This is a genomic window from Streptomyces sp. NPDC060027, from assembly GCF_042737005.1.
Classification (GTDB): Bacteria; Actinomycetota; Actinomycetes; order Streptomycetales; family Streptomycetaceae; genus Streptomyces.
The window spans coordinates 16,591-43,533 of the sequence record NZ_JBHWVI010000037.1; the positions used below are offsets into that span (position 1 = coordinate 16,591).

Here is a 26,943-nt window from a genome sequence, read left to right on the forward strand (position 1 = left end):
CGTTCCGTCAGTACCGGGTGAGCGCCGTCGCCCCGCTCGCCGTGCCGATGGCGATGTGCGGCTCGCGCGCGGGGTCGGCCCAGGCGAGGATCCGCCGCATCGCGCCCGCCGGAACGGACACACAACCGGCCGTGGCTCCGCTCCCGTCGACGTGCAGGAAGATCCCCGCGCCTCGGCCCCGTACCGGCCGCTCGTAGTTGAAGCCGATGACGACGGCGTGCGCGTACTGCTTCCGGAAGGTGATCAGATGTTCGGACTCGCCGGCCCGGCAGTCCGCGGGGCGCGGCTCGGTCCACCGGTTGTACGAGCGGGACGCGTTGTCCTGGCACCACCAGGAGCCCTCACGCACCCGGCGGTACGGCATCGAGGTCCCCTCCGGCGCCGCCTCGATCCCGAACGCGTGCGGCAGCTCGTACAACCCCGTGGGTGTGGTGTTCGTGCCCTGGCGCCGCGACCGGCCCTCGACCAGTCCGCCCGCCCCGAACCGCGCGCGGGCGGATCCGGCCCGCACCCAGCGCCCACCGCGCCGGTCCCACCACGTGAGCGTCCCCGAGGTGGCCTTCCCGCGCGGTGCCTGAGCGGTGATCAGCTGGGTCCCGCCGCCGGTGTCGGCCATCCGCGCGGGCAGTCCACGCAGGGGCGGCGGCCCGCCCGGGGCCAGGGTGAGCAGGGAAGCGGACGCGAGGGCGGCGGCTCCGAGGCGCATGCCTCAGACGGTACTGGGGGGCAACGGGAGCGGCAGCCCGGGCAGTCCGTCCAGGCTCGTCGCGATGTACTCCTTCTTGGTGAAGTACTCGTTCAGCGAGAGGTCGTCCTCGCGCGCGAAGCGCCTGGCGTGCAGATCGCGGTCCTCGTCGTAGGACATGTAGGGCACGGCGTAGCCGCAGGTGTCGCGGACCAGCTCGGCGGTCACGACGATGATCGCGCGCAGTCCGTGCGGGGTCGGGTCGACGGTGGCGAAATGGCCGAGGAGTTCCTTGAAACGCGGGTCGTCGCGGAAGACCGGTTCGCCGTGGCCGTGCACCCGGACGATGTTGGGCGGTCCCTGGAAGGCGCACCACATCAGGGTGATCCGGCCGTTCTCGCGCAGATGCGCGATCGTCTCGGCGTTGCTCCCCGCGAAGTCCAGATAGGCCACGGTCCGCTCGTCGAGCACGGCGAAGGAGCCGGTGAGCCCTTTGGGAGAGAGGTTGACCGTGCCGTCCCCGGACAGCGGTGCGGTCGCGGTGAAGAAGAGGGGCTGCGCCTCGATGAAGGTGCGGAGGCGGCCGTCGATGCGTTCATAGGTCTTTCCCATGTCTAACGATTATTCAGGAAAGCCGTTCGCCTGTCTAACGAAATGCGGGGTTCCGGCGACGCCGTTCGGAGGCATCGCCGGAACCCCCGTGGCCGTCCCGGCCGGCGCTGGCGGGGCGGTCACGTCACCTGTCACATCACGGGGTGACCGTGCAGGCGGCGAGGGAGTCAAGCCCTGTCGGCTTGGCGGCGGTGCGGCCGATGGAGATCGCGATGCGGTCGATCGTGGAGGTCCGCTTGTCCTTGAGGGGGCCGAGGATCGCGTTCTGGACGAAGTTCGGGCCGCCCTGCCCGACGGTGTCGGCCAGGCGGGTGTTGGCCTCGGAGATCTGGGTGTTCAGCAGTGCCAGGTTGCGGTCGACCTCGGCCTTCGCGGAGGCCGGGACAGCGGGCAGCTGCGACGCGACGTCCGGGCAGGTGATGGCGCCCGCGGCGGTGGCGGCACCCGTGTCACCGGCGGCCCCGCCCGGCTGCGCGGTGGCCGGCGCGCTGGGCGCGGCGCTGCCGGTGGCCGCTCCCCCCGCACCGTTGAGCGTGCACGGCGCCAGCGCGTCGAGGCCCTGCGGCTTGGCGGCCGTACGTCCGATGGCCGTCGCGATGCGGTTGACGGTGGCGACGCGCTTGTCCTTGAGGGGGCCGAGGATCGCGTTCTGGACGAAGTTCGGGCCGCCCTGCCCGACGGTGTCCACCAGTCGCTTGTTCGCCTCGGCGATCTGGGTGTTCAGCAGGGCGAGGTTCCGGTCGACCTCGGCCTTCGCGGACGCGGGCACCGCGGGCAGGCTCGGCGCGACGGCCGGGCAGTTCACCGTGCCCGCGGCGGCGGCCTTCGTCGTGGCGTTCGTGGCGCCGCTCCCGGGGGTCTCGCCCGCCAGGGCGCTGCCGGCGATCACCGCGGCGGACAGCACGACGGCGGACGCTCCGCCGATCATCACGACGCGCCGCTTGTTGTACTTCGGAAGAGCCCTGGACATGCGGAAGCCTCTTTCGGGTCGGGGACCGGGGGCCGCCCGGTGGTCGTCCGGGCGGTGAGTTGTCCGTGGTGCTGCCGTACGCGAACGCGGTGCCTGCGTTCAGCGGGAGATACGCGAAAGCGGTTTCCCGCGTTCAAGCGTCCCGAAGATTCCGTCGCCGGGCCGGCCGAGATTGACGAATCATGCAGACTCCTGCATACTCATGCATGTCAGCGAATGCACTGTGAGGAGAATCCCGTGACCGAGCGCGTCGTACTCGCCTATTCAGGCGGTCTGGACACCTCCGTCGCCATCGGTTGGATCGCCGAGGAGACGGGCGCCGAGGTCATCGCCGTAGCGGTCGACGTCGGCCAGGGCGGCGAGGACCTGGACGTCATCCGCAAGCGCGCCATCGCCTGCGGTGCCGTCGAGGCCGAGGTCGCGGATGCCAAGGACGAGTTCGCCGACGAGTACTGCCTCCCGGCGATCAAGGCCAACGCCCTCTACATGGACCGCTATCCGCTGGTCTCCGCCCTCTCCCGGCCGACGATCGTCAAGCACCTCGTCGCCGCCGCCCAGAAGCACGGCGCCACCACGGTCGCCCACGGCTGCACGGGCAAGGGCAACGACCAGGTGCGGTTCGAGGCCGGCATCGTCGCCCTCGCCCCCGACCTCAAGTGCATCGCGCCGGTCCGCGACTACGCGATGACCCGGGACAAGGCGATCGCGTTCTGCGAGGAGAAGCAGCTCCCGATCGCCACCACCAAGAAGTCCCCGTACTCCATCGACCAGAACGTCTTCGGACGCGCGGTCGAGACGGGCTTCCTGGAGGACATCTGGAACGCCCCGATCGAGGACATCTACGAGTACACCTCGAACCCGGCCGAGCACCGCGAGGCCGACGAGGTCGTCATCACCTTCAAGCAGGGCGTCCCGGTCGCCATCGACGGCAAGCCCGTCAGCGTGCTCCAGGCCATCCAGCAGCTCAACGAGCGCGCCGGCGCCCAGGGCATCGGCCGGATCGACATGGTCGAGGACCGGCTCGTGGGCATCAAGTCCCGTGAGGTGTACGAGGCTCCGGGCGCGATCGCGCTGATCACCGCCCACCAGGAGCTGGAGAACGTCACCGTCGAGCGCGAACTCGCCCGCTACAAGCGGCAGGTCGAGCAGCGCTGGGGCGAACTGGTCTACGACGGCCAGTGGTTCTCCCCGCTCAAGCGCGCCCTGGACGGTTTCATCGACGAGGCCAACCAGCACGTCAACGGCGACATCCGGATGACCCTGCACGGCGGCCGCGCGGTCGTCACCGGCCGGCGCTCCGACACCGGGCTCTACGACTTCGACCTCGCGACGTACGACACGGGCGACACCTTCGACCAGGCCGCCGCCAAGGGCTTCATCGACATCTACAGCCTGTCGTCGAAGATCGCCGCCAAGCGGGACCTGGCGTAACCCGCAAGGGACTTGGCGCGGCCGTGTCCGCCGCCTCGAAGCCTCCCGACCACTAGCCTGACAGCCGCCTCCTCACTCGCGCGTGGGGAGGCGGTGGCACATCCACACCTTTCGAGGAGTAACGCAAGTGAGCAGCAACAGCGGTGACGTACGGCTCTGGGGCGGACGTTTCGCCGACGGTCCCGCCGAGGCCCTGGCCAAGCTGTCCGCGTCGGTCCACTTCGACTGGCGCCTCGCGCCGTACGACATCGCCGGTTCGCGCGCCCACGCGCGCGTGCTGCACGGGGCGGGGCTGCTCACCGAGGACGAGCTCACCCGGATGATCGAGGGCCTCGACCGCCTGGAGACCGACGTCGCCGACGGCTCCTTCGTCGGCACCATCGCCGACGAGGACGTCCACACCGCCCTGGAGCGCGGCCTGCTGGAGCGCCTCGGCCCCGACCTCGGCGGCAAGCTGCGCGCCGGCCGCTCCCGCAACGACCAGGTGGCCACGCTCTTCCGGATGTACCTGCGCGACCACGCCCGGATCATCGGCGGCCTGATCGCCGACCTCCAGGAGGCGCTGATCGGGCTCGCGGAGGCCCATCCGGACGTGGCGATGCCGGGGCGCACCCACCTCCAGCACGCCCAGCCGGTGCTGTTCGCCCACCACGTCCTCGCCCATGTCCAGTCCCTGTCCCGGGACGCGGAGCGGCTGCGCCAGTGGGACGAGCGGACGGCCGTCTCGCCGTACGGCTCCGGCGCCCTTGCGGGTTCCTCCCTCGGCCTGGACCCGGAGGCGGTCGCGAAGGACCTCGGCTTCGAGCACGGCAGTGTCGCCAACTCCATCGACGGCACGGCCTCCCGCGACTTCGTGGCGGAGTTCGCCTTCATCACCGCGATGATCGGTGTGAACCTCTCCCGGATCGCCGAGGAGGTCATCATCTGGAACACGAAGGAGTTCTCCTTCGTCACCCTCCACGACGCGTTCTCCACCGGCTCGTCGATCATGCCGCAGAAGAAGAACCCGGACATCGCCGAACTCGCGCGCGGCAAGTCGGGCCGCCTGATCGGCAATCTGACCGGGCTGATGGCCACGCTCAAGGCCCTGCCCCTCGCGTACAACCGCGACCTCCAGGAGGACAAGGAGCCGGTCTTCGACTCCTGCGACCAACTGGAGGTCCTGCTCCCCGCCTTCACCGGCATGATGGCCACGCTGACCGTCCACCGCGAGCGCATGGAGGAGCTGGCCCCGGCCGGCTTCTCGCTCGCCACCGACATCGCCGAGTGGCTGGTCAAGCAGGGCGTGCCGTTCCGCGTCGCGCACGAGGTCGCCGGTGAGTGCGTGAAGGTCGCCGAGGCGGACGGCAAGGAACTGGACGGGCTGACCGACGAGCAGTTCGCGAAGATCTCCGCGCATCTGACGCCCGAGGTGCGGTCCGTCCTCAACGTCCCCGGCGCCCTCGCCTCCCGCGACGGCCGCGGCGGCACGGCGCCCAGCGCGGTCGCCGTCCAGCTCGCCGAGATCAAGACGGACGTCGCCGCCCAGCAGGCGTGGGCGGTGGCGAAGCACAAGAAGTAGTCCTCCGCGCGGACGCCCGGGGGAAACGGAAGCCGGACCAGTCCCGGCACGCACGCGCCGCGGGACCGGATCGGGGCCGGGGCAGCCGCCTCTCCCGGGCGCGGAAGAGCGGACGCGGTTCGCGTACGGGGGCGGGTGCCGTTTGACGGAGGGCATCGCGGGTTACGTTGGTCGGGTGCCGTAAAGGAGCCGACCGAACGGAGCCGCGATGCCCTTCGCACGCCTCGCCTCAGCCACGACTCCCACCGCCCACATCGGACTGGGGCTCGCCGCCGTCGGCCGCCCCGGCTACATCAACCTCGGGCGCGAGGAGGACCTCCCGGCGGACCGCAGTGTCGACGCCCTGCGCGAGCGCACCCACGAACTCCTCGGAGCCGCCTACGCCCAGGGGGTGCGTTACTTCGACGTGGCCCGCTCCTACGGCCGCTCCGAGGAGTTCCTCGCCGACTGGCTGCGCCGCCGCCCGGACATCGACGACATCGTCGTCGGCAGCAAATGGGGCTACGCGTACACGGCGGACTGGCGCACCGACGCCGAGGCGCACGAGGTCAAGGACCACGGCCTCGCCATGTACGAGCGGCAGCGCGCCGAGACCGCGGAACTGCTCGGCGACCGGCTCGACCTCTACCAGATCCACTCGGTGACCCCGGAGAGCCCGGCCCTCACCGACAAGGAGCTGCACGCGGCACTCGCCGAAGCGGCCGCCGGAGGCCTGTCGGTCGGGTTCTCCACCAGCGGGCCCGCCCAGGCGGAGGCGATCCGTGCCGCGCTCGCCGTGACGGTCGACGGCGAACCGCTCTTCCGTACCGTCCAGTCCACGTACAACGTCCTGGAGACCTCGGCCGCCCCGGCGCTCGCCGAGGCCCACGACGCCGGACTCACGGTGATCGTCAAGGAGGGCATGGCCAACGGCCGGCTCGCCCGGCCCCACGCGCCGGACGCGCTGCGGGCCGTCGCCGCGGAGACCTCTCTCGACTGCGACGCGGTCGCTCTCGCGCTGATCCTGCGGCAGCCCTGGGCGGGCGTCGTGCTCTCGGGGGCGGCCACCGCCAACCAACTCGCCTCGAACCTGCACGCCGCGGTCGTCGACCTCGACGACGACCAGCTCTCCCGGCTCACCGCCCTCGTGGAGGAGCCGGCGGCGTACTGGGAGCGGCGCGGGCAGCTGCCCTGGCACTGAGGCCCACGCAGGCGCGGGTGGCTGACCTGGCACTGAGCACCGCGCGCCCCCGGGCGCGGGGTCCGCGGGCCACCCGAACGCTCCGGTCACTCCGAGCAGCCGGCCCCGGGCGAAGCGCCCGCGGCTCACGCGAACACTCCGAGTACCGCTCCTCCTGCCGCCTGTCACGCGACTGAGACACGCATGCCCCTTGTGAGACAATGGTGTCTCATCTGCGGTACGATTGTCTCATGGCTGTCGACCGTGACCACGTGCTGCGCAGCGCAGCGGCCCTGCTCACCCGGAAATCCACCGCGACCATGGACGAGGTCGCCAAGGCCGCCGGGATCAGCCGGGCCACGCTGCACCGCCAGTTCGCCGGCCGCGACGCCCTCGTACGGGCCCTGGAGTCGCTCGGCATCGAGGAGTGCGAGGCCGCTCTGGACGCGGCCCGCCTCGACGACGGCACCGCCCAGGAGGCCGTGCGCCGCCTGGTGCGGGAGCTGGAGAAGGTGGCCGGACTGCTCGCCTTCCTCTATACGGAGAACCAGCTGTTCGAGGGCGACGGGCAGCACGAGGGCTGGGCCCGGCTCGACGCCCGGATGGCGGCGCTGTTCCGGCGCGGCCAGCAGAGCGGCGAGTTCCGTATCGACCTCAGCCCGGCCTGGCTCACCGAGGCGCTCTACGGGCTGATGGCCTCGGCGGCCTGGGCCGTGACCGAGGGCCGGGTCGCCGCCAACGACTTCCACCACATGATCGTCGAGCTGCTGCTCGGCGGCGCGCTACGGAGAGAGGAATCATGACCAGCACCCTGCAGCCGGCGCTCGCGACGGAGGTGCAGAAGCGCCCCGGTCGTTGGCTCGCGCTCTGCGTCCTCGTCCTCGCCGTGCTGCTGGTGGCCGTGGACGCGACCGTCCTCGGCCTCGCGACCCCGTACATCAGTGAGGACCTGCAACCCTCCGGCACCCAGCTCCTGTGGATCGGTGACGTCTACTCCTTCGTCATCGCCGGTCTGCTCGTCTCCATGGGCAGTCTCGGCGACCGCATCGGACGCAAGAAGCTGCTGCTCGTCGGCGCGACGGCGTTCGGCCTGATATCCGTGCTCAACGCCTATGCCACGACACCCGAGATGATGATCCTGGCGCGGGCGCTGCTCGGTGTCGCGGGCGCGACCCTGATGCCCGCCACCCTCGCCCTGATCCGCAACATCTTCCACGACCCGCGCGAGCGCAGTCTCGCCATCGGCATCTGGGGCGCGACGGCCTCCGCGGGTACGGCGGTCGGTCCCGTCGTCGGCGGCTTCCTGCTCGAACACTTCTGGTGGGGTTCGGTCTTCCTCATCAACCTTCCGGTGATGGTGGTGCTCGTCCTCGTCGGCAGCCGGCTGCTGCCCGAGTCGAAGAGCCCGACCCATGGACCCTGGGACCTGATCAGCGTCACACTCTCGCTCGTCGGTGTGATCGCCGCGGTGTACGCGGTCAAGGAGGTCGCCGCGCACGGGGCGAGCGGCGAGGCACTCGCCGCGGGCCTGCTGGGCGCCGGTGCGCTCTTCTGGTTCGTGCGCCGCCAACTGACGCTTCCCACGCCCCTGTTGGACGTCCGTCTGTTCCGCAACCGGGGATTCTCCGGTGCCGTGCTCGCCGACCTGTTCACCGTGCTCGGCCTGTCCGGACTCGTGTTCTTCCTCTCCCAGTACCTGCAACTCGTGCAGGGCAGGGGGCCGTTCGAGGCGGGGCTCGCCGAAATACCCGCCGCTGTGGGCGCGGTGGCGGCCGGTCTGGTCGCGGGAAGGTTCGCGCGGCGGTTCTCCGTGCGTACCGTCGTCTCCGCCGGACTCGCCGCGGTGGGTCTCGCGCTCGGCACGCTCACCCTGCTCGACCGGTCCACCGGCTATCCGCTGCTCGGTGCCGCGCTGCTGGTCGTCGGCATCGGCGCCGGCTTCTCGTTCACCGTCACCGCCGACGTCATCCTCTCCGCCGTCCCCAAGGACCAGGCGGGAGCCGCGTCCGCGGTCTCCGAGACGGCGTACGAACTCGGCGCGGCTCTCGGTATCGCCCTGCTCGGCTCGATCGTGACCGGCGTCTACGCGGGCTTCGCCGGGCCCGCGGGCACACCGGCCGAGGCGCACGACTCGCTCGGCGGAGCGGTGGAGGCGGCCGGGAGCCTGCCCGCGCACACCTCCGAGGCGCTGCTGAGCGCGGCCAGGGAGTCCTTCGTCGACGGTCTGGCACTCGCGTCCGGCGCGGGCGCGGCGGTCCTGCTCGCCACCGCCGTGGCGGCGTGGTTCCTGCTGCGCGGCCAGAAGCTGGAGGTGTAGGGGGCGTTCGGACCACCTGGGATCGGACCACTCGGGGCCGGTCCGGCCGAAGTCCGGCCCGGGGCGGGGCGCCCGGCGCGGCCTGGACCGGGCGGCTTCGATCGGCACCCGCCGGAACCGTACAAAACGGGTGGGCCCCGACCGGCAGTTACCGGTCGGGGCCCACCCGTGTGCGATGTCGCGGGGCCCGGTGAAGGGCTAGGCGGCCTTCGCCTTGGTGGCGTACATGTCGACGTACTCCTGGCCGGACAGCCGCATGACCTCGGTCATCACGGAGTCGGTCACGGCGCGCAGCACGTAGCGGTCGCGGTCCATGCCCTCGTACCGCGAGAACTCCATGGCCGCGCCGAAGCGGACCGTGACCCGGCCCGGCCGCGGGATCCCCGCGCCGCCCGGCTGGAGCTTGTCCGTGCCGATCATCGCGAACGGGACGACCGGGGCGCCGGTCATCAGGGTGAGCCGGGCCATGCCGGTACGGCCGCGGTACAGGCGGCCGTCGGGGGAGCGGGTGCCCTCGGGGTAGATCCCGAAGACCTTGCCCTCCTCCAGGATGCGGCGGCCGGTCATCAGCGCCGCCACGCCACCGTTGGCACCGTCCCGGTCCACCGGGATCATGCCGACGCCGGTGAAGAACCACGCCATCAGGCGGCCCTTGAGGCCCTTGCCCGTGACGTACTCGTCCTTGCCGATGAAGAGCACCTGCCGGTCGCAGACCAGCGGAAGGATCATCGAGTCGATGAAGGTGAGGTGGTTGCCGGCCAGGATCACCGGGCCGTCGCCCGGGATGTGCTCCACGCCCTCCACCCGTGGGCGGAACATCAGGCGCATGATCGGTCCGAGCACTGCCTTGATGAGCGCGAAGCGGGACAACGGGCCCTCCGGTGTCAAGGGGTCGGTATGGAGTCTGTGCAGGTGAGGACGATACTCGCGGTTCCCGGGTGATTGCACATCGGGTTCACCGACTGGATACGCACTGTTGACCCACGTTTACCTGCGGTGGCGCGCCTGTGGGCGCCCGACATCGGGGCGACACGATGTGACGGACATCGCGCGCCGCACCGGCGAACGGGTGACCCCGTCATGGTTCGCCGCTCGTTCGCCGCATCCCCACGGGTACCCCCGACCGCCGGACCGAAGCCGACGGACCGTCAGGTTCCGCATCCCGTACGACATCCAGGGTCACCCGCGTGTTCTGCCGCAGGCCTCCCTCTCGTCACACCGGGGCACCTACGATCGTCCCGCTTCGACAGGCAGGGCACCTACGGCGGGAGGAGCGCTCATGGGAGCGCAGGAGTCGAACGGTCAGGAGCGGGGCACGGCGCGGCGGGCGCTGCTGGGAGCCGCGGTGCTCGGGGCGGGTGGAGCCGTCCTAGGCCTGCCCGGCGCGGCGAGAGCGGACGAACGGCACGGGGGCGGCGGCTACCGGAGCCTGCCCAAGCCGACGATCATCGGCCACCGCGGGGCCAGCGGCTACCGGCCGGAGCACACCTTCGGCTCGTACCAGCTGGCCCTCGACCTGGGCGCCGACGTCGTCGAGGCCGGCGACCTGGTGCCCACCAAGGACGGCCACCTCGTATGCCGTCACGAGCCGGAGATCGGCGGGACGACGGACGTCTCGGCGCACCCCGAGTTCGCCGCCCGCAAGACCACCAAGACGCTCGACGGGGTCGCCACCACCGGCTGGTTCACCGAGGACTTCACCCTCGCCGAGCTGAAGACCCTGCGTGCCGTCGAGCGCATCCCCGCCAACCGCCCGCACAACACCCTCTACAACGGCCGCTGGGAGATCCCCACCTTCGAAGAGGTGCTCCGCTGGCAGGACGAGCAGACCCGCAAGCGCGGCAAGCAGGTCTGGATCTACCCCGAGACCAAGCACCCCACCTACTTCCGGAAGCTCGGCCTCGGCCTGGAGGAGCGGGTCGCCAAGCTGCTGCGCAAGTACGGCAAGGACAGGAAGGACTCGCCGGTCATCCTCCAGTCCTTCGAGCCGAGCAGCATCGAGCGGCTCGACAAGCTCGTCGGCAACCCGCTCGCCGTCCTGCTGTCCGGCGCGAACACCCGCCCCTGGGACTTCGTCGAGGCGGGCGACCCCCGCACCGTCGCCGACCTCGTCACGCCCGCGGGCCTGGAGTGGATCGCCTCGTACGCGCAGGGCATCGGCCCCACGCTCGACCTGATCATCCCGAAGGACGCGGCCGGCAACCTCACCCAGCCGACCACCCTCGTCGCCGACGCGCACCGGGCGGGCCTGATCCTGCACCCGTACACCATGCGCAACGAGAACCCCTTCCTGCCCACGAGCTTCCGCAAGGGCACCGCCGCGGACGCCTACGGGGACGCCTTCGGCGCCTTCAAGGTGTACTTCGAGACGGGCATCGACGGCGTCTTCTCCGACAACGCGGACACCGCGCTGCTGGCCCGCGCGGACTTCCTCAAGGGATGAGTCCGGCCCCCCGGGCCGTCAGGGACGCGTCCGGGCGACGAGACCCGCGCCCGGCCGTCAACGGATGACCCGGTCACCCCGGATGGGGTGACAACCGGCCGCCCCGGCAACCTCCTGCCGGGGCGGCCGCGTCGTGCCGCACATGACCCACGAGCTGGTTTCCACCCTGCGACCGCTCCTCGCCGCCGAGGCATCGGCGGAGGCCCACGCGACCGGCGCCGAGAGCGGCGATCTGGAACAGGCCGTCTGGCTGCGCCTCCTGGAGCGCCTGGACACGACGGGACCGCCCGTCGACCCGCAGCGCTGGGTGCGCCGGGCCGTGCGCTCCGAGGCGCGCCTGAGCCGCCGCAGGGCCCACGCCGAGCGGCCGTACGCCGTCGAGCCCGCGGACGACAGCGACTCCGGTCCCGAAGAGCGGGCGATGACCGCCGAGCGCCGTCGCGAGCTCCACGACGCCGTGCGCCGGCTGCCCGGCCGCTGCCCCGGCCTGATGGCCGCCCTGCTCTCCCCGGACGACCTCACCTACCGGGAGATCGCAGGTGAGTTGGGTATCTCACAGGGGAGTCTTGGTCCGGAACGTTCCAGATGCCTGGGATGTCTGCGGCGTTTGCTGACGGTGGAGGTTGCGGCCCGCTGACGACGGGGATAGGAGTGAGCAACGACCGGTGGAACAGGTGAGCGGGAGGCATGCACACATGGGCATGAGCGTGACCATCTCGGCGGCGACCGAGCAGGACGCAGAACAGATCCTGAAGCTGCAGTACCTCTGCTACCAGAGCGAGGCCGAGCTGTACGGCGACTACGGCATCGAGCCGCTCACGCAGCCGCTCGACTCGCTCAGGGCGGAACTGGCGGGCGGCACCGTACTGGTGGCCCGGCTCGGCGACGAGGTGGTGGCCTCGGTACGCGGCGCCGTCGACGCCGACGGCACGGCCCGCATCAACAAACTCATCGTGCATCCGCGCATGCAGCGGCACGGCCTCGGCGGGCGCCTGCTCGCCGCGATCGAGACGCGGCTCGGCGCCGACGGAGCGGCCAAGTCCTTCCAGCTCTTCACCGGCCACCGCAGCGAGCGCAACCTGCGTCTGTACCGCAAGCACGGCTACGCGCCCGTCTCCCAGGAGCGGGTGGGTGAGCGGATGACGCTGGTGACCCTGGCCAAGGGCGCCGACACCGGCGCGTACGCCACCAGCGCCTAGCGGTCGCCCGACGCCACACCCTGGTCGGCGGTCGTACGCGCCTTGCGCAGCCAGTACATCGCCGACAGCGGCAGCAGCACCGGGATGAAGAGATAGCCCATGCCGTAGTCCGACCACACAGTGGCGTCGGGGAAGGCGGACGGCTCGACCAGTGTCCAGGTCCCGACGATCAGCACACCCGCGAGCTCGGCGGCGCAGCACACCAGCGCCGCCCTGCGCGCCGTCTCGCCGCCGCGGACGAGCGAGTACGTGATGAATCCGTAGACGAGACCGGCGACCGCGGAGAGCGAGTAGGCGAGCGGCGCCTTGCCGAACTCCGTCGAGATCTGCACGGCGGACCGCGAGACGGCGCCGACCACCATCACGCCGTACAGCCACAGCAGCAGGATGCCGGGGCCGGTGATGAGCCGCGTGCGCTTCTTCTCCGCGGGCAGCGCGGTCGGCTCCTCGTTCCGCTCGTCCCGCTCGGTCCGCTCGTCCCGTGGCACCGTCGTGTTCTCCTCCGTGGCCGTCATCTCAGCCTCCCCAGATGTCGTAGAGCCGTACTTCGAGCACGGCGAGGACGACGCCGCCGGCCGCCACCGTGACCGAACCCCAGCGGGTGCGCTCCGCCAGCGACATGAACCCCGCGGCGGGGACGCACGCGAAGGCGCCGAGCAGATACGCCACGAAGATCGTCGTGCCCTGCTCCGGCTTCTCGCCGCGCGCCAGCTGAACCACGCCGATCACCAGCTGGATCACGGCGAGCAGCGACACCACGGCCATGCCGATGAAGTGCCAGTCCTTGGTCGGCTGATCACGGTAGGCGGCCCAGCCGCACCAGGCGGCGAGCGCGAGCGCGGCGACGGCCGTCGCGACCGTCAGGGCATCAAACATGCCGCGACCCTATTACGGGCCAAAAGACCCGATGCCTTCGCCCCCGGGGTGCCCCTTGGGGGCGAAGGCGTGAAGATCCACGCCGAGGCCCTTCTGTTCGACAACGACGGGACCCTCGTCTCGTCCATCGAGTCGGTGAACCGCTGCTGGACGCTCCTTCAAGGACTCCGACGAGTTCCGTCCGGGGAGGGGCCCGTGGAGGACGCCCCCGCCGGGCTCGGGGCGGGCCGCTCGGCCGGGATGACCACCGTGGCGTTGACCACAACGCACCAAGCCCGCGAGCTGGACGCCGACCTCGTCGTCGAGAACCTCTCCGCCCCGTCCGTACTGGGCACGCGCGACGGAGTGGAGATCTCCGTCCGGGGCTGAGCCGTGTCCACGGCTGTCCGCTATTCGGACAGCGGTGGCGGGCCCCGGCTCACGATCTGCTTTACTTCATTCCATGACCACGACGAGCTGCCGCATCCTTGCGACCGAGGCGACCATGACGCCCGGTGCTCGTTGTATGTGTCGAATGTGTGCCTGCTAGAGGGCCCTCGCACCACCGCCTGATCCCGCGCCCCGAAGCGGGATCGACGTGCCCTGTGTCCGTACCGCGTACGTGACCGGGCTGCCCCGCGCACACGTTCTCCTCCGGTTCCATCGCCATCGCGAGAACCGTGCCGCGTTCCCGACCGAATGCACCCGTGCCCGGCGCACACCCACGCCCCGCACTCGACAGTGACGGAAACCCCAGTGATCACGACAACGGGCCTCACCAAGGTCTACCGCTCGCGCGGCCGTGAAGTGACCGCCCTCGACGGCGTCGATCTGCATGTCCGCGAAGGCGAGGTGTACGGCGTCATCGGCCAGTCCGGCGCCGGCAAGTCCTCGCTCATCCGCTGCGTCAACCTCCTGGAGCGTCCCACCTCCGGCAAGGTCACCGTCGCCGGCCAGGACCTCACCGCCCTCGTCGGCCGCGGTCCGCGTGCGGGCCGGGAACTGCGCCGGGCGCGCAGCCGGATCGGCATGGTCTTCCAGCACTTCAACCTGCTGTCCTCGCGAACCGTCCAGGACAACGTCGAGCTGCCGCTCGAAATCCTCGGCGTCTCCGGGAAGGCGCGCAGCCGCAAGGCGCTCGAACTGCTCGACCTGGTCGGCCTGTCCGACAAGGCCAAGGCGTACCCGGCGCAGCTCTCCGGCGGTCAGAAGCAGCGCGTCGGCATCGCCCGGGCGCTCGCCGGCGACCCGAAGGTGCTGCTCTCCGACGAGGCGACCAGTGCCCTCGACCCGGAGACCACCCGCTCCATCCTCCAGCTGCTGCGCGACCTGAACCGCCAGCTGGGCCTCACTGTCCTGCTCATCACCCACGAGATGGACGTCGTCAAGACGATCTGCGACTCGGCCGCGTTGATGGAAGAGGGCCGCATCGTCGAGTCCGGCACCGTCAGCGAGCTGCTCGCGACGCCCGGCTCCGAGCTGGCCTCCGCGCTCTTCCCGGTCAGCGGCGACGCCTCCGGCGACGACCGCACCGTCATCGACGTCACCTTCCACGGCGAGGCGGCCACGCAGCCCGTCATCTCTCAGCTCTCGCGCACCTACAACATCGACATCTCGATCCTCGGCGCCGCGATGGACACCGTCGCGGGCAAGCAGGTCGGCCGGATGCGCATCGAACTCCCCGGCCGCTACGAGGACAACGTCGTACCCATCGGCTTCCTCCGCGAGCAGGGCCTGCAGATCGACATCCAGGGCCAGGAGCCCGTTCTGGTGAAGGAAGGTGCCCTGTGACCTGGTCGGAGATGCAGCCGCTGCTGTCCGAGGCGTGTTGGGACACGCTCTACATGGTCGGCTGGTCCACGCTCATCGCGATCGTCGGCGGTCTGCCGCTCGGCATTCTGCTCGTCCTCACCGACCGCGGCGGACTCCTGCAGAACGTGCTGGTGAACAAGGTCGTCGGGCAGGTCGTGAACGTCGCCCGCTCGCTGCCCTTCATCATCCTGATGGTCGCGCTGATGAGCTTCACGCGCACGATCACGGGAACGACCATCGGGCGCGACGCGGCGATCGTGCCGCTCGCCGTCGGCGCGATCCCGTTCTTCGCGCGGCTGGTCGAGACGTCGGTCCGCGAAGTGGACGGCGGACTCGTCGAGGCCGTGCAGTCGATGGGCGGCAACACCTGGACCGTCGTCCGCAGGGTCCTCGTACCCGAGTCGCTGCCGTCGCTGATCTCCTCCGCGACCACCACGATCGTCGCCCTCATCGGCTACTCGGCGATGGCCGGCACCGTCGGCGCCGGCGGTCTCGGCGACATCGCGATCCGCTACGGCTACCAGCGCTTCGAGACCGAAATGATGTGGATCACGGTCGCCATCCTGGCGGTCGTCATCTCGCTCATCCAGTTCGCCGGCGACTACGCGGCCCGCGGGCTGCACCGGCGCGGCGGGAAGTCCGGCGCCGCCCCGAGGCTGCGGTTCCTGAAGTCCAGGGAGCCCGCCGTCGCGGACGTCGGCAAGGTCGCCTGAACCCTCCCGGGAGTCTGCCGCAGGCCCCCGGCTTCCCCCCGCAGACTTCCCCGTTCATCCCATGACGGGGCAGCTTCACCCATAAGGAAAGGCACTTTTCGTGCGTAACGCCGCCAAGATCACCACCGCTGTCCTCGCCGCCGGAGCCCTCACCCTGGGACTCTCCGCCTGCGGCTCGGACAAGGACTCCTCGTCCTCTTCCTCCTCGGCCGACACGAGCGGGCCGCTCGTCGTCGCCGCCAGCCCGGTCCCGCACGCCGAGATCCTCAACTACATCAAGGATCACCTGGCGAAGAAGGCCGGCCTCGACCTGGAGGTCAAGGAGTTCCAGGACTACATCGTGCCGAACACGGCGACCGAGGACGGCTCGGTGGACGCCAACTACTTCCAGAACCAGCCGTACCTGGACGACTTCAACGAGAAGCGCGGCACCCACATAGTGCCCGTCGTCACGGTGCACCTGGAGCCGCTCGGCCTCTACTCCCACAAGGTGAAGAGCGTCGACGCCCTGAAGAGCGGTGCGACCGTCGCGGTCCCGAACGACGCGGTCAACGAAGCGCGTGCCCTGAAGCTGCTCGCGTCCAAGGGGCTCATCACCCTCAAGGACGACGCCGGCAACGCGGCGACCCCGCAGGACATCTCGAAGAACCCGAAGAACCTCAAGTTCAAGGAGGTCGAGGCGGCTCAGACCCCGCGCTCCCTGGACGACGTGGACGCGGCGGTCATCAACGGCAACTACGCCATCGCCGCCGACCTCAAGCCCGCCGAGAACGCCCTCGTCCTGGAGTCGGCGACGGACAACCCGTACGGCAACTTCCTCGCCGTCAAGAAGGGCAATGAGAACGACCCGCGCGTGAAGAAGCTCGCGAAGCTCCTCACCTCGCCCGAGGTCAAGAAGTTCATCGAGGACAAGTACGCCGGCTCCGTCATCCCGTCCTTCAAGTAGGCCCGGACCGGGGGAAGAACAGCGGCGAGGGCGGCGCCGAGGGCTCGGCCCCGGAGGCCACCCACGGCCGGCGGCCCCCCTCGTCACCGCACGGGGTCCACTCCATTACCCGGAGTGGACCCCGTTGTGCCGTTCAGTGGTTTCATGCTGCATGCTGGGCAGTTCAGCGGACCCGACGGTATATCAGGTCCGAAGTCCCCGACGGTTACGGAGCGTCGCATGACGAGCACCTTCCCCGACATCTCCATCAGCACGGAGCGGTTGGTCCTGCGTGCGCTCGACGAGGACGACGTGCCCGCGCTGGCCGAGATGATGAACGACGAGATGGTCGCGGCCTGGACGTCGATCCCGCAGCCGTTCACGGAGGACGGTGCCCGCGACTGGGTCACCGACTACGCGCCCACGGAACGCACGGAGGGCCGCGGACTCGACCTCGCCGTCACGGAGTTCCTCACCCAGCGCCTGGTCGGCATCATCCAACTCGGCAAGACGAACTGGCGCGTTCGCTCCACCGAGCTCTCCTACATCATCGCCCCCTGGGCGCGCGGCGAGGGCTACGCGTCCGAAGCCGCGCTCGCCACCGCCCGATGGCTCTTCCGCGACCAGAAGTTCGAGCGCATCGAACTGCGCACGGCCGCCGACAACACCGCCTCGCAGCAGGTCGCCCAGAAGATCGGCTGCATCAGCGAGGGCGTGCTGCGCAACGCCTGCATAGCGCGCACCCGGACCGAGGACGGGTCCTGGGTCGACCTGCGCACCGACTTCATCGTGTGGAGCCTGCTGCCGGAGGACCTCGACGGCGTGGGCGAGCATCTCGCCGACACCGGTGGCTTCACTTCGTTCAACGACTGGGCCTGACCCGGCCCGGCAGCCGTACGGCACTCCGCGTGCCGGGCCCTCACCGGCGTACCGGAGCGGTCGCGACGAGTCATGTGGATGGACGGGCGTTCCCTCACCGGACCCCGGGGCACGGACCGGGACCACGGTCCGGGAACGGCGGGACCGCCCCCGCACCGCCCGGCCCGGGCACCGCACGGCCGCACCAGGTACCCTCACGGAGCCCGCCCGGGCTGCACCTGACGACCTGCGAAGACCTTCTGGAGACTGACGACGATGGCCGACCGGGTCACGGTGATCGGCTGGGACGGCTCGCCGCTGACCGCCGCGGCGCGCTCGGCTCTCGGTGCCGCCACGCTGGTGGCCGGCGCGGCCCACCATCTCGCACTCCCCGAAGTGCCGGAGAGCGCCGAACGCATCCGTCTCGGCAGCGTCGGCCTCGCCGCCCGCCGGATCGCGGGCCACCGGGGCACCGCCGTCGTCCTGGCCGACGGGGACCCGGGATTCTTCGGCGTCGTACGCTCCCTGCGCGCACCCGAGTTCGGCCTGGAGGTCGAAGTCGTGCCCGCCGTCTCCGCGGTGGCCGCCGCCTTCGCCCGCGCCGGAATGCCCTGGGACGACGCACAAGTGGTCGTCGCACATAGCCGCACCCTGCGACGCGCGGTGAATGTATGCCGAGCCCACACCAAGGTCGCTGTCCTCACCTCACCCGGCGCCGGACCCGCCGAACTCGGGCTGCTGCTCGAAGGAGTGCACCGCACCTTCGTCATCTGCGAGGAGCTCGGCACCGCCCGCGAACAGGTCACGATCCTGACCTCGGACAAAGCGGCCGACCACACCTGGCGCGACCCGAACGTCGTGATCGTCATCGGCGGCTTCGTGGCCGCGGCCGAAGGGGGCGGCTGGATCGCCGGCCGGGAGCCCGGCGGCGGACCGCGCGGCTGGGCGCTGCCCGCCGGGGCGTACGGCGGCGCACTCGGCGAGGGCGAGACGGATCTGCTCCGGGCCGCCCAACTCGCCCGCCTGGGACCCCGTGTCGGCGACCTCGTCTGGGACATCGGCTCCGGCAGCGGCGCCTTCGCCACCGAGGCCGCCCGCACCGGTGCCGCCGTCATCGCCGTCGACCGCAGTCCGGGCGCCTGCACCCGCACCGAACACTCCGCCCGCCGCTTCGGCGTCCAGATGCAGATCGTGCACGGCAGCGCCCCGCACGTCCTGGAGGACCTGCCCGAACCCGATGTCGTCCGCGTCGGCGGCGGGGGAGCGGCGGTCGTCTCCGCCGTCGCCGACCGCCGGCCCCAGCGCATCGTCGCGCACGCCGCCACCCGAGACGCCGCCGAACTCATCGGCCGCGATCTGACCGAGCACGGCTATGACGTCGAGTGCGCCCTCATTCAGTCCGTCGAACTCGATACGAGGGCCTGGACGGAGAAGGAGCGGAGCGTCGCGTTCCTGCTCAGCGGCCGTTTGCCGGATCGCGCCCCGTGATCCTGTTGTCGTACTGCGCGCGGTAGGCTGGCCGATCGTTGTACTGCTCCCGGGGGGTCGGCCTTTCGTAGGCCAATGTCCGGAAAACCCGCCCGTTTTGAGGCGTGTGTGGTACGGCAGAACCGGAGGACGCGCAACGTGGCGCAGTCCACAGCGGGCGCTCGCGGATCAACCTGTCGCGAGGGCGGTACGACCGGGACAATGCCAGTTAATGGCTTTGTCGTCTTTGTTGGCCGGTCGTTCGTGCCGCTGGGCACGCACGCTCGTTCTTCACTGTGGGGCGGTCGGTGCGCCGTTCCGGGCGAGCTGGACTTGGAAGCACTAACCGATGGGCGAGGGGTACGCATGACCGACACCGGCCAGGTCCCGGGCGAGGGATTGCCGGAGAACGCAGGCATGGTGGAGCAGCCGGGCGTCACCACGCCGGGCGCGTACACCTTCCTCGACCCCTCCGAGAACCCCGCCGAGGACGACGACCTCCTTCTGATGCCCGGAGCGCCCGGTGCCCAGGGCGCCTGGGGCAACGAGGTGCCGCCGCCGGCCCCGATGCCCTTCACCGACGAGCCCGGCCCGCACGAGACGGCCGGACGGGACAGCGGCGCGGTCGACCTCGGCGCCGTCCGTGCGCCGAACCCCGTGCCCGGCCCGCAGCCCGTGGCGCCCCGTCGCCCGCTGCACCTCGGCCCGCCCACGCCGGACGGCTCCTCCAGCCCCGTGCGCTCCCTGGCCGACCGCGGACCCGCGGGCGCGCGTCCGGGCCCCATGGCGGCCCGCGTCGCTCCCGCACGGCACGCCGGCCCGCCCACGGTCGGTCCCGAGTACCTGGACGTGGCCCAGCTCGGCGAGGCCGCGCCCCAGGGCGCGGTGCCGTGGGGGACTCCGCCGGTCGGGTTCGAGGCGACGGCTGCAGAAACGGTCGTCCCGGAGGCGGTACAGCCGCCCGCGTCCGCCGTTGACGTGGAGGCCGGACCGGCTCCCGAGCCGCAGGCGGCGGAGGCCGAGCAGGTGCCGGGGTTCGTCGCGACGCCCTTCGTCCAGGACCAGACCCTGACGCCGGACGCCGCCCAGGCGCCGACGCCGCAGGCCCACGAAGCGCCGCTCGACCTCCAGGACCCCGCGGACGGACAGGCTCCCGAGCCCGTGCCCGCGGCGGACGGTGCGTCGGCCGCCCAGCTTCCCGACGCCGCCCAGCTTCCCGATGCCGCCCAGCTTCCCGACGCCCTGCAGTTCCCGGACGTCGCGCAGTTCCCGGACGCCCCGCACGACCTCGGCACGCCGGACGCCACCGAGGCCGCCGAGCAGGCGGGTTCCGCCGAGCGGTCCGGTGGCGACGCGCAGGTGTCCGCGCCCGAGGCCGCACCGGTGCCGATCCCCGCGGACGCCGAGCAGGTCGCGCCCGCGCAGGACCTCGCGCCGGCCGAGGACGTCGTCGCCGCGCAGGCCTCTCAGCCGGCCCCGCAGCAGATCGCCGACCAGGAGATGTACGGAGCCGAGCCGGCCGACCTCGCGGCCGGCGACGCCGGGTTCGCCGAACCCGGCGTCCAGCTGCCGGAACCCGCCGTCCGATTCGCGGACGAGGCACCCCTGCCGGAGGCCGGGCAGTTCCTCGCCGCCGCCCCGCACCTCTTCGAGGCCCCGGAGTCCGCGCTGTCGGCACTCTCCGCGCGCGCGGCGGAAGCCTCGCACGGTGGGCCGGGCATCGGCCTCGAAGGCTTCCAGGCCCAGCAGTTCACGGACCAGGCCGCGTTCGCCGAGAACGGAGCCGCTCTCTCCGAGGACGCCGCCGCGCTCTCGGAGGACGGTGCCTTCTCCCCCAACGGCGTCGTCCTCCCCGAGCCCGCCGGCCACGAGGCCCTGCACGGCGTACCGGTGGTCGTGGCCGCGCACGCGGAGGTTTCCCACTCGGCCGTCGGCCGCTCCCAGGGCGACCAGCACCACCCGAGCGCCCTGGACGCGGCGGGCGCTCCCGGACACCCCGGTGCGCCCTTCGTGCCCCAGGGTGACCAGGGCGTCGGCCAGTTCGTGCCCGTGGAGGGCACCGTGCCGGCCACGCCGCACCTGGCCCCGACCCCGCCGCACGCCATGACCGTGCCGCCCCTCCCCGTGGAGGAGGAGCCGCCCGTGGCTCAGGAGCCCGCGGAAGACGCGATCGTCGTGGCGCCCGCTCCGGTCGAGGAGACCGCCGAGGGAATCGCGGAGGCCCCTGTCACGGAGGCGGAACCACTCGCTCCGGCGCCCGTGCCCGCCCCCCGGGAGGCGGAGGCCGCGCCCGAGATCACACCCGGGCCCGTCCCCGTCCCGGAACCGCTCACGGCGGAGCCGGAACCCGTAGCCGCACAGCAAGCGGAGGACCTGCGCACCCAGGTCGCCGACCAGGAAGAGAGCACGGCCGTGGTGGAAGACGTACGAGAGTCCACCGGTCCGGCGGCCCCCGGCTACGACGACGCCGAGCGCGAGGCCGTGCTGCGGGTGATGCGCGAACGCCGTGACATCCGCAACGGCTTCCGCAGCGACCCCATCCCGCACGACGTGCTGCTGCGCGTCCTGGAGGCCGCGCACACCGCGCCGTCCGTCGGCCACTCCCAGCCCTGGGACTTCGTCGTCATCCGCTCCGCCGACACCCGGCGCAGCATGCACGAACTCGCCCAGCGCCAGCGCGAGGCCTACGCCAAGTCCCTTCCCAAGGGCCGCGCCAAGCAGTTCAAGGAACTGAAGATCGAGGCCATCCTCGACACCCCGGTCAACATCGTCGTCACCGCCGACCCGACCCGGGGCGGCCGCCACACCCTCGGCCGTCACACCCAGCCGCAGATGGCCCCGTACTCCTCCGCCCTCGCGGTCGAGAACCTGTGGCTCGCGGCCCGTGCCGAGGGCCTCGGCGTCGGCTGGGTCAGCTTCTTCGACGAGCGGGAGATGGTCCGCGCGCTGGGCCTGCCCGACCACCTCGACGTGGTCGCCTACCTCTGCGTCGGCTACGTCGACGAGTTCCCCGACGAGCCCGAGCTGATGCAGGCCGGCTGGTCGAAGCGCCGCCCCCTGTCCTGGGTCGTGCACGAGGAGACGTACGGCCGCCGCGCCCTGCCCGGCGAGGAGCCGCACGACCTGCTCGCCGAGACGGTCTCCAACATCCGCCCCCTGGACGCCAAGGCGCTGGGCGAGGCGTGGGAGCGCCAGAAGCGGATGACCAAGCCCGCGGGCGCCCTCGGCATGCTGGAGATCATCTCCGCGCAGCTGTCGGGCCTGTCCCGGATGTGCCCGCCGCCGATCCCGGAGCCGGCTGCCGTCGCGATCTTCGCGGGCGACCACGGCGTGCACGCCCAGGGCGTCACCCCCTGGCCGCAGGAGGTCACCGGGCAGATGGTGGCCAACTTCCTGGGCGGCGGCGCGGTCTGCAACGCGTTCGCCAACCAGGTGGGCGCCGAGGTCTGCGTCATCGACGTGGGCGTCGCCTCCGACCTGCCGGCCACACCGGGCCTGCTGCCGCGCAAGGTCCGCGCGGGCACCGCCGACATGACGACGGGTCCCGCCATGACCCGGGAAGAGGCCGTCGCGGCGCTCGAGGTGGGCATCGAGACGGCCCGCGACCTGGTCGCGGCGGGCAACAAGGCGCTGCTGACCGGTGAGATGGGTATCGCCAACACGACCGCCTCGGCGGCCCTGATCTCGGTCTTCACCGGCGCCGACCCCGCCGAGGTGACGGGCCGCGGTACGGGCATCAACGACGAGACCCTGGCCCGCAAGACCGAGGTCGTCCGCCGTGCCATCGACTTCCACCAGCCGGACCCGGCCGACCCGATCGGTGTCCTCGCGGCGATCGGCGGCCTGGAGCACGCCGCCATGGTCGGCCTCCTGCTCGGCGGCGCGTCCCTGCGCACGCCGGTGATCCTGGACGGCGTCAGCGCCGGCGCCGCCGCACTGGTGGCCCGCGCCATCGCCCCCGAGGTCCTGGCCGCCTGCATCGCGGGCCACCGCAGCGCGGAGCCCGGTCATGTGGCGGCCCTGAACAAGCTGGGCCTGCGCCCCCTGATCGACCTCGACCTGCGCCTGGGCGAGGGCACCGGCGCCCTCCTGGCCCTGCCCATCGTCCAGAGCGCGGCGCGGGCGATGCACGAGGTCGCGACGTTCGACTCGGCCGGGGTGACCGAGAAGTAGGCCGACGGCGCCGGGTGGGGCAGGCAGGCGCTCAGCGCTGCCCGCCCGGCCCCGCCGTAGTCTGGACCCCTGTCCGGACCTCTACCGAAAACCCCACGTCAGGGCCGCTCCAAAGCCGCAGCGCGCCCGCCCGCACCGCCTGCCCGTACGAGGAGCCGCACCTCCATGGCCGAACACCCCGCCTACCCCGTAGGCCTCCGCCTCGCCGGTCGTCGCGTCGTCGTCCTGGGCGGTGGCCAGGTGGCCCAGCGCCGGCTCCCCGCGCTCATCGCGGCGGGCGCGGACGTCCACCTCGTGTCACCGCGGGCGACACCGTCCGTCGAGGCGATGGCCGACGCGGGCGAGATCACCTGGACGCGGCGCCCGTACGAGGAGGGCGACCTCGCCGACGCCTGGTACGCGCTGATCGCCACCAGCGACCCGCGGGCCAACGCCGACGCCTCGGCCGAGGCGGAGCGCAACCGTGTCTGGTGCGTCCGCTCGGACGACGCCGACGCGGCGACGGCCTGGACCCCGGCCACCGGTCACAGCGAGGGCGTGACCGTCGCCGTCCTCACCACGAACGCCAAGGGCCGCGACCCCCGCCACACCGCCGCGATCCGCGACGCCGTGGTCGAGGGCCTGCGCGACGGCACCCTCGTCGCGCCGCACCACCGCACCCGTACCCCCGGCGTCGCCCTGGTCGGCGGAGGTCCCGGCGACCCCGACCTGATCACGGTCCGCGGCCGCCGGCTGCTCGCCGAGGCCGACGTGGTCATCGCCGACCGCCTCGGTCCCCGTGACCTGCTCGCCGAACTCCCGCCGCACGTCGAGGTGATCGACGCGGCGAAGATCCCGTACGGCCGGTTCATGGCCCAGGAGGCCATCAACAACGCGCTCATCGAGCACGCCAGGCAGGGCAAGTCCGTCGTCCGGCTGAAGGGCGGCGACCCGTTCGTCTTCGGCCGCGGCATGGAGGAGGCCCAGGCCCTCGCCGAGGCGGGCATCGCCTGCACGATCGTCCCCGGCATCTCCAGCTCGATCTCGGTGCCGGGCGCCGCGGGCATCCCGGTCACCCACCGGGGTGTCGCACACGAGTTCACCGTGGTCAGCGGCCATGTGGCGCCCGACGACGAGCGCTCCCTCGTCGACTGGCCCGCGCTCGCCAAGCTGCGCGGCACCCTCGTCGTCCTCATGGGCGTCGACAAGATCGGCAGGATCGCCGACACGCTCGTCGAGCACGGCAAGCCGGCCGACACCCCCGTCGCCCTCGTCCAGGAGGGCACGACCGCGGCGCAGCGCCGCGTCGACGCCACCCTGGCCACCGTCGCCGAGACCGTCCGCGCCGAGGATGTGAGGCCCCCCGCGGTCATCGTCATCGGCGAGGTCGTGAACGCAGGCGCCGGACTTCCCGAGTAACCACGGGTAACCCAACCCGTTCCCAGCCGTTGGCACCGCACCCAGGACAAGGCAGTATCACCCTGTGGCCGATCTCATCACCGTCGAGAACCCCGACGACCCGCGTCTGCGCGACTACACGGGCCTGACCGACGTGGAACTGCGCCGCAAGCGCGAACCCGCCGAGGGCCTGTTCATCGCCGAGGGCGAGAAGGTCATCAGAAGGGCCAAGGACGCCGGGTACGAGATGCGTTCGATGCTGCTGTCCGCCAAGTGGGTCGACGTCATGCGTGACGTCATCGACGAACTCCCGGCACCCGTCTACGCGGTCAGCCCTGAGCTCGCCGAGCAGGTCACCGGCTATCACGTGCACCGGGGAGCGCTCGCCTCGATGCAGCGCAAGCCGCTCCCGACGGCGGACGAACTGCTGCGGTCCGCGCGCCGCGTCGTCGTCATGGAGTCGGTCAACGACCACACCAACATCGGCGCCATCTTCCGCTCCGCCGCCGCCCTCGGCATGGACGCGGTGCTGCTCTCCCCGGACTGCGCCGACCCCCTGTACCGCCGCTCGGTGAAGGTCTCGATGGGTGCGGTCTTCTCGGTCCCCTACGCCCGTCTCGACGCCTGGCCCAAGAGCCTGGAATCGGTGCGCGACGCCGGGTTCAACCTGCTCGCCCTCACTCCGGACGAGAAGGCCAGGTCCCTCGACGAGGCCGCCCCGCACCGGATGGACCGCGTCGCCCTGATGCTCGGCGCGGAGGGCGACGGCCTCTCCACCAGGGCCCTGATGGCGGCCGACGAATGGGTCCGCATCCCGATGGCCCACGGCGTCGACTCCCTGAACGTCGGAGCGGCGGCCGCGGTCGCCTTCTACGCGGTGGCGACGGGCCGCCCGGAGAGCTGACGTCCGCGCGGGGGCTCGGCCGCCCCGCCACCGACGTGCGGGCCCGATCCCGCGTCCGCGGCGTGATCCATCGGACAGGTCCTAGCCGTTCCGGTGGACCTGGCTCCGGTCCGTCCCGGACGTCGAAGCGCCGGTCTGCCTAGGCTCGTACGACGACTGCTCCTGGCGTACGTCCTTGCGCGGGACCCCGTCGTCGAGCCCGCGGGCCGGCCCCTGGCACCCCTGGGCCGCCGCGATACCGAGCGCGACCAGCAGCGTCACCACCACGAACACGAAGAGCCGCTGGCGCAGCAGCCGCGGATTGGCGGGCCGCCTGCCCGTTCCGGTGGTCCGCGGACCGGGGCGTCCGGCGCCGCTGCGGGGCGCGGGCCTGCTCCCGGAGCGGCCGGTGTTGCGGGCGGGCGCCGGCCGCGATCCGCCGTTCGTCCCGCCGGTGCGCGGCGGGGGAGTGGCCCCCGGGCGCCGCTGGGTGCGCTGCTCGACGTACTGCTCGGCGAGGCGCCCCGTCGGCCGGTCCGGATCCGTGCGCGGCGCGGGCGGCCGCACGTCAGCCGTGCCGTGGGCCTCGCGGGCCGCGATCTCCTTGAGCCGCAACGACAGTTGGAGCGTGCTGGGCCGCTCCTCGGGGTCCTTCGCCAGACAGGCCCGGACGAGCGGGGCGAGGGCGTCCGGAACCCCGTGCAGGTGGGGCTCCTCGTGCACCACCCGGTAGAGCATCACTTCGGAACTGCCTTGTCCGAAGGGCGAGTCCTGGGTCGCCGCGTAGGCGAGCGTGGCCCCGAGCGCGAAGACATCCGTGGCCGGGGTGACGGCGGCGCCGCGCACCTGCTCGGGCGCCAGGAATCCGGGGGACCCGACCGCCGTGCCGACGTGCGTGAGCGTGCTGGCCCCGGTCGCCCAGGCGATGCCGAAGTCGATGATCCGCGGCCCCTTCGGGGACAGCAGGATGTTGGACGGCTTCAGGTCACGGTGGACCACCCCGGCCTCGTGCACCGCGACCAGCCCCTCGGAGAGGGCGGCACCGACGGCGGCCACGTCGGCGGCCGACAGCGGACCCTCCTCGGCGACCTTGTCGTGCAGGGAGGGGCCGGGCACGTACTGCGTGGCGAACCACGGACGGTCCGCCTCCAGGTCGGCGGCGACGAGCCTGGCCGTGCAGCCGCCCCTGATCCGCCGTGCCGCTGAGACCTCGCGCGCGAACCGCGAGCGGAACTCCTGATCCTCCGCCAGATCCGGCCGGATCACCTTCAGGGCGACCCGCTGGCCGCGCCGGTCGGAGCCCAGGTAGACAACACCCATCCCGCCCGCGCCGAGCCGTCGGTGAAGCCTGAACGAGCCGACGACACGCGGGTCCTCGCGCCTCAGGCGCATCATCGCCATGTCCATCCCCGCTGCCCGGTCCGTTTGACGAGCCACAGCTTACGTTTCCGCGGCCGGGTGCGCGCAGAGGCCGCGCCCTCTCGTCCCGATCGATTGTCAGTG

Annotated in this window: 24 protein-coding genes; 17 read left to right on the plus strand and 7 right to left on the minus strand. The window is 71.8% G+C overall.

Annotated features, from left to right (window positions below; genetic code table 11):
- Positions 1-7 precede the first annotated feature (7 nt).
- From ACFWBT_RS12525 to ACFWBT_RS12535, 3 genes are all read right to left on the minus strand, one after another.
- Positions 8-706, minus strand: a complete 699-nt coding sequence (locus ACFWBT_RS12525) for a L,D-transpeptidase (protein ID WP_385698744.1) — start codon at positions 704-706, stop codon at positions 8-10.
- A gap of 3 nt (positions 707-709) precedes the next feature.
- On the minus strand, positions 710-1,297 hold the full coding sequence (locus ACFWBT_RS12530; protein ID WP_385698746.1) for a pyridoxamine 5'-phosphate oxidase family protein: 588 nt from the start codon (positions 1,295-1,297) through the stop codon (positions 710-712).
- A gap of 136 nt (positions 1,298-1,433) precedes the next feature.
- Positions 1,434-2,267, minus strand: a complete 834-nt coding sequence (locus tag ACFWBT_RS12535) for a hypothetical protein (protein ID WP_385698749.1) — start codon at positions 2,265-2,267, stop codon at positions 1,434-1,436.
- 237 nt (positions 2,268-2,504) lie between these two features.
- On the opposite strand from ACFWBT_RS12535, the gene ACFWBT_RS12540 reads away from it, so the two are divergent.
- The 5 genes from ACFWBT_RS12540 (at position 2,505) to ACFWBT_RS12560 (ending at position 8,735) form a co-directional block, all read left to right on the plus strand.
- The gene (locus ACFWBT_RS12540; RefSeq protein ID WP_385698751.1) at positions 2,505-3,698 is read left to right on the plus strand and encodes an argininosuccinate synthase; all 1,194 of its coding nucleotides are present in this window, start codon (positions 2,505-2,507) and stop codon (positions 3,696-3,698) included.
- Positions 3,699-3,825: 127 nt separating this feature from the next.
- Positions 3,826-5,259 (plus strand): argininosuccinate lyase, encoded by a 1,434-nt coding sequence (gene argH / locus ACFWBT_RS12545; RefSeq protein WP_385698752.1) that lies wholly within the window; start codon positions 3,826-3,828, stop codon positions 5,257-5,259.
- A 208-nt stretch (positions 5,260-5,467) separates the two neighbouring features.
- On the plus strand, positions 5,468-6,439 hold the full coding sequence (locus ACFWBT_RS12550) for an aldo/keto reductase (protein WP_385698755.1): 972 nt from the start codon (positions 5,468-5,470) through the stop codon (positions 6,437-6,439).
- 230 nt (positions 6,440-6,669) lie between these two features.
- Positions 6,670-7,221, plus strand: coding sequence for a helix-turn-helix domain-containing protein (locus ACFWBT_RS12555; RefSeq protein ID WP_356463855.1), 552 nt, complete (start codon positions 6,670-6,672; stop codon positions 7,219-7,221).
- Positions 7,218-8,735 carry an MFS transporter gene (locus ACFWBT_RS12560; protein ID WP_385698758.1) on the plus strand — a complete coding sequence of 506 codons (1,518 nt, stop codon included), beginning with the start codon at positions 7,218-7,220 and terminating at the stop codon, positions 8,733-8,735. Before ACFWBT_RS12555 ends, ACFWBT_RS12560 begins: the two co-directional genes overlap by 4 nt.
- A gap of 198 nt (positions 8,736-8,933) precedes the next feature.
- Here ACFWBT_RS12560 and ACFWBT_RS12565 read toward each other — a convergent pair whose 3' ends face one another.
- Positions 8,934-9,605 carry a lysophospholipid acyltransferase family protein gene (locus tag ACFWBT_RS12565; RefSeq protein ID WP_351130230.1) on the minus strand — a complete coding sequence of 224 codons (672 nt, stop codon included), beginning with the start codon at positions 9,603-9,605 and terminating at the stop codon, positions 8,934-8,936.
- Positions 9,606-10,014: 409 nt separating this feature from the next.
- Here ACFWBT_RS12565 and ACFWBT_RS12570 point away from each other — a divergent pair, with 409 nt between their 5' ends.
- From ACFWBT_RS12570 to ACFWBT_RS12580, 3 genes are all read left to right on the plus strand, one after another.
- Positions 10,015-11,178 carry a glycerophosphodiester phosphodiesterase gene (locus tag ACFWBT_RS12570; protein ID WP_385698761.1) on the plus strand — a complete coding sequence of 388 codons (1,164 nt, stop codon included), beginning with the start codon at positions 10,015-10,017 and terminating at the stop codon, positions 11,176-11,178.
- 142 nt (positions 11,179-11,320) lie between these two features.
- On the plus strand, positions 11,321-11,815 hold the full coding sequence (locus ACFWBT_RS12575; RefSeq protein WP_385698763.1) for a sigma-70 family RNA polymerase sigma factor: 495 nt from the start codon (positions 11,321-11,323) through the stop codon (positions 11,813-11,815).
- A gap of 58 nt (positions 11,816-11,873) precedes the next feature.
- Positions 11,874-12,377 (plus strand): GNAT family N-acetyltransferase, encoded by a 504-nt coding sequence (locus ACFWBT_RS12580; RefSeq protein WP_356463849.1) that lies wholly within the window; start codon positions 11,874-11,876, stop codon positions 12,375-12,377.
- On the opposite strand, the gene ACFWBT_RS12585 is transcribed toward ACFWBT_RS12580, so the two are convergent.
- Positions 12,374-12,892 carry a hypothetical protein gene (locus ACFWBT_RS12585; RefSeq protein ID WP_385698766.1) on the minus strand — a complete coding sequence of 173 codons (519 nt, stop codon included), beginning with the start codon at positions 12,890-12,892 and terminating at the stop codon, positions 12,374-12,376. The two genes, ACFWBT_RS12580 and ACFWBT_RS12585, sit on opposite strands and share 4 nt — an antisense overlap.
- Before the next feature lies 1 nt (position 12,893).
- Positions 12,894-13,253 carry a hypothetical protein gene (locus ACFWBT_RS12590; RefSeq protein WP_351130241.1) on the minus strand — a complete coding sequence of 120 codons (360 nt, stop codon included), beginning with the start codon at positions 13,251-13,253 and terminating at the stop codon, positions 12,894-12,896.
- Positions 13,254-13,322: 69 nt separating this feature from the next.
- Between ACFWBT_RS12590 and ACFWBT_RS12595 the strand changes: the two genes are divergently transcribed.
- From ACFWBT_RS12595 to ACFWBT_RS12635, 9 genes are all read left to right on the plus strand, one after another.
- Positions 13,323-13,622: a hypothetical protein gene (locus ACFWBT_RS12595; protein ID WP_385698770.1), complete on the plus strand. Its 300-nt coding sequence runs from the start codon at positions 13,323-13,325 to the stop codon at positions 13,620-13,622.
- A gap of 366 nt (positions 13,623-13,988) precedes the next feature.
- On the plus strand, positions 13,989-15,023 hold the full coding sequence (locus tag ACFWBT_RS12600) for a methionine ABC transporter ATP-binding protein (RefSeq protein WP_385698771.1): 1,035 nt from the start codon (positions 13,989-13,991) through the stop codon (positions 15,021-15,023).
- Positions 15,020-15,757 carry a methionine ABC transporter permease gene (locus tag ACFWBT_RS12605; protein ID WP_385698775.1) on the plus strand — a complete coding sequence of 246 codons (738 nt, stop codon included), beginning with the start codon at positions 15,020-15,022 and terminating at the stop codon, positions 15,755-15,757. The genes ACFWBT_RS12600 and ACFWBT_RS12605 overlap by 4 nt, the downstream gene beginning before the upstream one ends.
- 100 nt (positions 15,758-15,857) lie before the next feature.
- The gene (locus ACFWBT_RS12610) at positions 15,858-16,703 is read left to right on the plus strand and encodes a MetQ/NlpA family ABC transporter substrate-binding protein (protein WP_385698777.1); all 846 of its coding nucleotides are present in this window, start codon (positions 15,858-15,860) and stop codon (positions 16,701-16,703) included.
- 219 nt (positions 16,704-16,922) lie between these two features.
- Positions 16,923-17,561: a GNAT family N-acetyltransferase gene (locus ACFWBT_RS12615; protein ID WP_385698780.1), complete on the plus strand. Its 639-nt coding sequence runs from the start codon at positions 16,923-16,925 to the stop codon at positions 17,559-17,561.
- Positions 17,562-17,816: 255 nt separating this feature from the next.
- Positions 17,817-19,028: a precorrin-6y C5,15-methyltransferase (decarboxylating) subunit CbiE gene (gene cbiE / locus ACFWBT_RS12620; protein ID WP_385698783.1), complete on the plus strand. Its 1,212-nt coding sequence runs from the start codon at positions 17,817-17,819 to the stop codon at positions 19,026-19,028.
- 345 nt (positions 19,029-19,373) lie between these two features.
- The gene (gene cobT / locus ACFWBT_RS12625; protein WP_385698786.1) at positions 19,374-23,180 is read left to right on the plus strand and encodes a nicotinate-nucleotide--dimethylbenzimidazole phosphoribosyltransferase; all 3,807 of its coding nucleotides are present in this window, start codon (positions 19,374-19,376) and stop codon (positions 23,178-23,180) included.
- Between the two features lie 165 nt (positions 23,181-23,345).
- Complete coding sequence (cobA, locus tag ACFWBT_RS12630) at positions 23,346-24,578, plus strand: uroporphyrinogen-III C-methyltransferase (protein ID WP_385698789.1); 1,233 nt, start codon at positions 23,346-23,348, stop codon at positions 24,576-24,578.
- A gap of 64 nt (positions 24,579-24,642) precedes the next feature.
- A complete protein-coding gene (locus tag ACFWBT_RS12635) occupies positions 24,643-25,461 on the plus strand; it encodes a TrmH family RNA methyltransferase (RefSeq protein WP_385698793.1) in 819 nt (272 codons plus the stop codon).
- An 81-nt stretch (positions 25,462-25,542) separates the two neighbouring features.
- On the opposite strand, the gene ACFWBT_RS12640 is transcribed toward ACFWBT_RS12635, so the two are convergent.
- Positions 25,543-26,847 carry a serine/threonine-protein kinase gene (locus tag ACFWBT_RS12640; protein ID WP_385698826.1) on the minus strand — a complete coding sequence of 435 codons (1,305 nt, stop codon included), beginning with the start codon at positions 26,845-26,847 and terminating at the stop codon, positions 25,543-25,545.
- Positions 26,848-26,943: the final 96 nt, after the last annotated feature.

What these genes read in the sequence shown, in the direction of transcription:
- ACFWBT_RS12525 (WP_385698744.1), bottom strand. Translation starts at nt 706, where the DNA reads ATGCGCCTCGGAGCCGCCGCCCTCGCGTCCGCTTCCCTGCTCACCCTG.
- ACFWBT_RS12530 (WP_385698746.1), bottom strand. Translation starts at nt 1,297, where the DNA reads ATGGGAAAGACCTATGAACGCATCGACGGCCGCCTCCGCACCTTCATC.
- ACFWBT_RS12535 (WP_385698749.1), bottom strand. Translation starts at nt 2,267, where the DNA reads ATGTCCAGGGCTCTTCCGAAGTACAACAAGCGGCGCGTCGTGATGATC.
- ACFWBT_RS12550 (WP_385698755.1), top strand. Translation starts at nt 5,468, where the DNA reads ATGCCCTTCGCACGCCTCGCCTCAGCCACGACTCCCACCGCCCACATC.
- ACFWBT_RS12555 (WP_356463855.1), top strand. Translation starts at nt 6,670, where the DNA reads ATGGCTGTCGACCGTGACCACGTGCTGCGCAGCGCAGCGGCCCTGCTC.
- ACFWBT_RS12560 (WP_385698758.1), top strand. Translation starts at nt 7,218, where the DNA reads ATGACCAGCACCCTGCAGCCGGCGCTCGCGACGGAGGTGCAGAAGCGC.
- ACFWBT_RS12570 (WP_385698761.1), top strand. Translation starts at nt 10,015, where the DNA reads ATGGGAGCGCAGGAGTCGAACGGTCAGGAGCGGGGCACGGCGCGGCGG.
- ACFWBT_RS12575 (WP_385698763.1), top strand. Translation starts at nt 11,321, where the DNA reads ATGACCCACGAGCTGGTTTCCACCCTGCGACCGCTCCTCGCCGCCGAG.
- ACFWBT_RS12580 (WP_356463849.1), top strand. Translation starts at nt 11,874, where the DNA reads ATGGGCATGAGCGTGACCATCTCGGCGGCGACCGAGCAGGACGCAGAA.
- ACFWBT_RS12585 (WP_385698766.1), bottom strand. Translation starts at nt 12,892, where the DNA reads ATGACGGCCACGGAGGAGAACACGACGGTGCCACGGGACGAGCGGACC.
- ACFWBT_RS12590 (WP_351130241.1), bottom strand. Translation starts at nt 13,253, where the DNA reads ATGTTTGATGCCCTGACGGTCGCGACGGCCGTCGCCGCGCTCGCGCTC.
- ACFWBT_RS12615 (WP_385698780.1), top strand. Translation starts at nt 16,923, where the DNA reads ATGACGAGCACCTTCCCCGACATCTCCATCAGCACGGAGCGGTTGGTC.
- cbiE (WP_385698783.1), top strand. Translation starts at nt 17,817, where the DNA reads ATGGCCGACCGGGTCACGGTGATCGGCTGGGACGGCTCGCCGCTGACC.
- cobT (WP_385698786.1), top strand. Translation starts at nt 19,374, where the DNA reads ATGACCGACACCGGCCAGGTCCCGGGCGAGGGATTGCCGGAGAACGCA.
- cobA (WP_385698789.1), top strand. Translation starts at nt 23,346, where the DNA reads ATGGCCGAACACCCCGCCTACCCCGTAGGCCTCCGCCTCGCCGGTCGT.
- ACFWBT_RS12640 (WP_385698826.1), bottom strand. Translation starts at nt 26,847, where the DNA reads ATGGACATGGCGATGATGCGCCTGAGGCGCGAGGACCCGCGTGTCGTC.